This is a genomic window from Pseudonocardia pini, assembly GCF_013870575.1.
Lineage (GTDB): Bacteria > Actinomycetota > Actinomycetes > Mycobacteriales > Pseudonocardiaceae > Pseudonocardia > Pseudonocardia pini.
The window spans coordinates 1-4,529 of record NZ_JACBXB010000445.1 but is presented as its reverse complement, the minus strand read 5'-3'; the positions used below and the strand labels follow the sequence as shown (position 1 = coordinate 4,529).

Sequence of the window (4,529 nt, the reverse complement as noted above, 5' to 3'; positions counted from 1 at the left end):
CTGCGCGGCCAAGGCCGGGATCAACCAGCTCGTGCGGGTGCTGGCCATGGAGGCGGACCGTCTCCCGCGAGGGGGGCGGCACGGCGATCAGCAGGATCATCCCGGCGAAGGCGCCGACCAGGGCGCCCGCCCAGAGGTGCTCGGCGGTGCCCGCGGGCACCCCGGCCGTCAGGACGGCGAGGGCGAGCGCCGGGATCCAGAAGAACTTGGCGGGCCACGCGGGTCCGCGGCGCAGCACGAGCCGGGCCTGGGCGCCGACGAACAGGGCGGTGAGCAGCGGTACGAGCCCCAGGAGCAGGACCGCGACGCCGAGGTTGACCGGATCGGCCGGGTCGAACGCGTCGGCCACCGTGACGCCGCCGAGGTAGCTGCTCTGCGGTCCCACGAAGCAGACGGTGGTCCGGACCGAACGGGCGGCCGAGCCGGTCAGACCGGGGACGGCACCCTCGCCCGCGGCGGCGGCGAACACGCGCCCCGCCGCGACGAACACCAGCAGCGGGAGCACCCCCGCGGTGAGCAGCCCGACACCGCCGAGCACCAGGCCGCGACCGCCGCCGTAGCCCGAGCCGATCCGCCTGCGGAGCAGCGCGACGACGAAGGCGCCCGCGGCGGGCAGCAGCCCGACCCCGATCCCAAGCAACGACGTGGCCCAGGCCCACACACCGGGGCAGAAGTCCGGGGCGACGGCCGAACGCAGCCCGGACAGCACCTGCCCGACGAGCGCGACGAGCGCGTCCACCTGCTCTCCCCTCGGGTGCCCCGACCGCACGGATCGACCACACGGGGGTCGTGTCCGCTCCCCACTATGGCATCCCGGCGGGCCGCGGTGCCGGGGCAGCGGGTGGGCACGCGTGTCGGTCGGTGTCGATCACCGCGCGACCCGCGCTCCACCCTCAGTGCCCGCTGCGCTCGCGGAACTCGTCCAGGTCGGCGTTGAAGCGGGCCAGCAGGGCGCCCAGGGCCTCGCGGTCCGCCTTCGGCCAGCCCTCCAGCACGGAGTGCAGCGGCCCCAGCCGGGCACCGCGCACGACCTCCCGCTGGGCCAGCCCCTCGGCGGTCAGCGTGATGACGACCGAGCGGGAGTCCCGCTCGTCCGGGCGGACCTCGACGAGGCCGGCGCGGGACAGCCGGGACACCTGCCTGCTGGCGGTGGGCTTGCTGACCCCGAGCCTGCCGGTGAGCACCGTGAGCGACTGCTCGCCGTGCTCGTCCAGGGCGGCGAGGACCGGGTAGGTGTAGCGGTCGACGGCCTCGTGGGTGCCGTACCCACCCGCCCAGACCGACTCCACGGTCCGCCGGATCAGCACGGTGACCTCGTGTTCGAGGCGGTGCAGGGAGTCCAGGCCTGCCGCCTCGGCGGCGATCGGACCGGTGACGGCGCTCACGGGCTCACCTTCCTCACGGAAATCGGGACATACAGGGACGAAACGATCGTACCCACATTGCCCCCCACAACGTTGCACTACGCAACCCGAGAAGGGGAATGCGTGTCGCCGCCTCCGGGTTGGCCGTGACATGGGACTCACCCGTGCAGACGGACCGCTCGCCCCGCACCCGCCGACGACCGTGAACTACGCGGTGGACGGCCCCGCCCACAAGCTCTACGCCCAGCCCTTCCCGCGCCGCGTGCGGGCCGAGCTCGGGGGCCGCACGATCCTCGACACCACGGACGGCCTCCTCGTGCACGAGACGGCCCTGCTGCCCGTGCTCTACGTCCCGTTCACGGACCTGGCGGCCGACGTGCTGGTCCCGACCGAGCACCACACGCACTGCCCGTTCAAGGGCGACGCGAGCTACCACTCGCTGGTGGTGGGCGACCGGACGGTGGAGAACGCCGTCTGGTCCTACCCGGAGCCGACCGCCGAGGCACCGTGGCTGAAGGGCTACGCGGCCCTCTACTGGTCCGCCGCGGACGCCTGGTACGACGAGGAGGAGCAGGTCTTCGCCCACCTCACCGACCCCTACACACGCGTGGACGTGCGGCCCACCCGGCGACACGTCGAGGTCCGGCACGGCGACGTCCTGGTCGCGGTGTCCGACTCCCCCACCGTGCTGAGCGAGACGGGTCTGCCGAACCGCTGGTACCTGCCGCGGGAGTCCGTACAGGTGCCCCTGCGGGCATCGGACACCCGGTCGCGGTGCCCGTACAAGGGCGAGGCCCGGTACTGGTCGGCCACCCTGCCGGACGGCACCGAGGTCGCCGACATCGCCTGGGAGTACGAGGAGCCGCTGCCGGAGTCGGGCCGGGTCGCGGGCCTGCTCAGCTTCTGGGGCGACGACGTCCGGGTGGGCGTCTCCTGATCACTCCTCCTCGAGGAGTGCCTCGATCGCGGGCAGGGCCGCCCGGATGACCTCGCGCTGCGCGGCGTCCAGGCGGCCGAGCCTGCGGGCGACGAGCGCCGTGCGGTGCGTGACGATCTCGTCCAGCCGGACCCGCCCGGCGGACGACAGCGTGATCAGCACCCCTCGGGCGTCCTGCGGGTCGGAGGCGCGCACGACGAGCCCCTGGTCGTCGAGCGCGCCCAGGACGCGCGACATGGTGGGGGCGGTGACCGCCTCGCGCCTGGCGAGCTCGGAGAGCCGCAACGGGCCGTGGAGGGCGACCGTGGAGAGGGCCGAGAGCTGCAAGGGGGGAAGCGAGTCGCCCCCGTCGATCCGGATCCGGCGGTGGAGCCTGCCCACGGCGAGCCGCAGCCGGGTCGCCTCCTCGGTCAGGAGGTGGTCGACGGGTGGCTGCGGGACGTGCTCCGCGGTCATCCGCCCATCCTGCCACCCGCCGGATCGGGGCCTCCGTCAGACCTTCCGGAGCCGGATCTTGGTGACGTCGTGCCGCGGGCCCTTGGTGAGCACCAGGCTCGCCCGGCCGCGGGTGGGCAGGATGTTCTCCTCCAGGTTGGGCCCGTTGATCGTGGCCCAGATGTTCTCCGCGTGCGCGATGGCGTCCTCGCGGTCCAGCTCGGCGTAGCGGCGGAAGTACGAGGCGGGATCGCGGAAGGCGGTCTCGCGCAGCCGCAGGAACCGCTCGACGTACCAGCGCCGCAGGTCGGCCGGAGCGGCGTCGACGTAGACGGAGAAGTCGATGAAGTCGCTCACCGTCAGCGCGGAGTTGGCGGTGGCAGGCTGCAGTACGTTCAGCCCCTCGATGAGCAGGATGTCCGGGCGGCGGACGACCAGGCGCTCCTCGGGGACGATGTCGTAGACGAGGTGGGAGTAGACGGGGGCGGTGACCTCGGCCCGCCCCGCCTTGACGTCCATGACGAAGCGGAGCAGCTTGCGCCGGTCGTAGGACTCCGGGAAGCCCTTGCGCTGCATCAGCCCGCGCCGCTCCAGCACCGCGTTGGGGTGCAGGAACCCGTCGGTCGTGACCAGCTCGACGCGCGGGTGCTGGGGCCAGCGCGCCAGCAGCAGCCGCAGCAGCCGGGCGGTGGTGGACTTGCCCGCCGACACCGAGCCCGCCACCCCGATCACGAAGGGCGTCCGCGCGGCGGTGCCGCCCAGGAAGGTCCGGTAGGCGCGGTAGAGCCTGCCGCCCTCCTGGACGTGCAGGTTCAGCAGCCGGGACAGCGGCAGGTAGACCTGGCGGACCTCGTCGAGGTCGATGTCGTCCCCGAGGGACCGCACCCGCTCCAGCTCCGCCGCGGTCAGCGGCAGCGGGCTGGTCTCGCCCAACCGGGCCCAGGAGCTGCGGTCGAAGTCCACGAACGGGGAGTGCCCGCCGGATCGGGGATGTCGGGCGGCCGGACCGGCCGGCGTGAGGGCGCCGAGGGGCTGCCCGATCGTCTGCTCACTGGCCTGCACCGTCGCGGGCATCGTGACCTCGGTCCTCTCGGGAGGCTGGGCCGGCCGGGCCCCGCCGGGCCCCCGGTCGATCTGGTCGTCGATCTCTCGGTCGATGGTGGTCCAACCTAGACCGCGGATCACGCGTTCGAGCGCGGACGTGCTGCGGACCACTCCCCTGGGCCTGTGGACAACCACCCCTCCGCGACGCCCGGTGCGCGCTGTCGGTCGGTGCGGTGCGGCACGATGCCCCGTATGTCCGAGAGTGTGGAGCTCGACCGCAGGCGGGTGCTGGCCCACCGGTTCGCGCGGCACGGTCTGGCCGCGAGGTCGGCCGGGCCGGTCGCGGGCCTGCGGGTGCTGCGCCTGGGCGTGCAGGACTCCCCACCGGGGTCCCTGCCGCTCGCCCTCGCCGCGCGTCGGGAGGCCGTGCGGGCGGACCTCGCGGGCCTGGTCGTGATCTGGTCGCACCGCGGCGCGCCACATCTCCATCCCCGCGAGGCGCTGCCCGCCCTCGCAGCCGCGTCCTGGCCGGTCTCGGAGGCGGATGCGGCCGCGCGGCTCGGCTGGCAGCGCAAGAGGCTCGCGGAGATCGGCATCCCGGTCACCGAGGCGCTGCGGGTGGTCGCGGCGGCGATGGCGGAGGTCCTCGCGGCGGGGCCGCGGGTGAAGGGCGAGCTGAGTGCCGAGGTCACGGCCCGGATCCCCGCGGAGCTCTCGCCGTGGTGCGGGCCGTGCGAGGCCCACCACGT

The 4,529-nt window shown here is 74.1% G+C and carries 5 protein-coding genes and 1 pseudogene; 2 read left to right on the top strand and 4 right to left on the bottom strand.

The features are described from left to right. A pseudogene (locus tag H5J29_RS21845) lies at window positions 1–739 on the bottom strand (hypothetical protein); the annotation flags it as partial. A gap of 154 nt (window positions 740–893) precedes the next feature. Further along, the gene (locus H5J29_RS21840; protein ID WP_181782911.1) at window positions 894–1,385 is read right to left on the bottom strand and encodes a MarR family winged helix-turn-helix transcriptional regulator; all 492 of its coding nucleotides are present in this window, start codon (window positions 1,383–1,385) and stop codon (window positions 894–896) included. A 130-nt stretch (window positions 1,386–1,515) separates the two neighbouring features. On the opposite strand from H5J29_RS21840, the gene H5J29_RS21835 reads away from it, so the two are divergent. Next, complete coding sequence (locus H5J29_RS21835; protein WP_181782910.1) at window positions 1,516–2,301, top strand: DUF427 domain-containing protein; 786 nt, start codon at window positions 1,516–1,518, stop codon at window positions 2,299–2,301. Here the strand turns inward: H5J29_RS21835 and H5J29_RS21830 are convergent, their stop codons facing one another. Both H5J29_RS21830 and coaA read right to left on the bottom strand, forming a co-directional pair. Beyond that, complete coding sequence (locus H5J29_RS21830; RefSeq protein WP_181782909.1) at window positions 2,302–2,757, bottom strand: MarR family winged helix-turn-helix transcriptional regulator; 456 nt, start codon at window positions 2,755–2,757, stop codon at window positions 2,302–2,304. Between the two features lie 36 nt (window positions 2,758–2,793). After that, window positions 2,794–3,810 carry a type I pantothenate kinase gene (coaA, locus tag H5J29_RS21825; RefSeq protein WP_181782908.1) on the bottom strand — a complete coding sequence of 339 codons (1,017 nt, stop codon included), beginning with the start codon at window positions 3,808–3,810 and terminating at the stop codon, window positions 2,794–2,796. Between the two features lie 222 nt (window positions 3,811–4,032). Here coaA and H5J29_RS21820 point away from each other — a divergent pair. After that, window positions 4,033–4,529, top strand: a 497-nt coding sequence (locus tag H5J29_RS21820; RefSeq protein ID WP_181782907.1) for a DNA glycosylase AlkZ-like family protein, incomplete at its 3' end; no start/stop codon positions are given.